Source organism: Methanoculleus sp. MH98A (genome assembly GCF_000691865.1).
Taxonomy (GTDB): domain Archaea; phylum Halobacteriota; class Methanomicrobia; order Methanomicrobiales; family Methanoculleaceae; genus Methanoculleus.
Genome location: NZ_JMIO01000286.1, coordinates 1 through 659, shown reverse-complemented (window position 1 = coordinate 659; position 659 = coordinate 1). Strand labels below are relative to the sequence as shown.

General features: G+C 54.0%; 1 protein-coding gene and 1 pseudogene. Both read left to right on the top strand.

The features are described 5' to 3' along the window. On the top strand, positions 1-451 hold a 451-nt coding region (locus EI28_RS15220), incomplete at its 5' end, for a DUF6345 domain-containing protein (RefSeq protein WP_231476875.1). A 9-nt stretch (positions 452-460) separates the two neighbouring features. After that, positions 461-659, top strand: a pseudogene (locus EI28_RS15215) (hypothetical protein); the annotation flags it as partial.

The following is a 659-nucleotide window of genomic DNA, read 5'->3' as shown; positions in this document are numbered from 1 at the left end:
TGATACACATTTTGCGTTCTTTTCGGGCCATGGTGCCCCAGAAGGATTTGCATTTTCCTCCTCCCAAGACGATACCTTCCTGAGTTACAGTGATGCTCTCTGGGGAAACACGCAGATGGACTGGATTACCATTGATGCCTGCACTGTTCTGCGCGAGAATAGCCATACAAATTGGTACAATGCATTTGGCGGCCTACACTCGATGACCGGGTTCCATACTGAATGTCACGATGTCTCGGACAGAGGCTCTAACTTCGTACACCGGATGGTCGGTACGTGGACCACCCAACCGATCATCACGGCATGGTTCATTGCAGCGAAGGATACAGAGCCTTCGACCACGTATGCGGCAGCCCTTGCCCGAGAAGGCTGCTGGTCCGATTATGTCTACGGGCACGGGAGCCAGGGGACACCCGGAACGTCGTTCCTGTACGGTACGTACCAGTGTTGAGGTGATCACATGAACATGAAACTAATTGGAGTTAGTGCCGGTGTCCTGGCGCTTCTTGGAGTCATCTGCGTTGTCAGCATACCCGTGTTTTTCAGCGACAGTCATACACCTGACTGTGGTCAATCCAACCAGATAGGTGGCGTGAAATCGGCGGGTGCTGCAAACCTCACCTACACCGCCTCTGTTCCGTTCCCSCCGACGCCTGCGG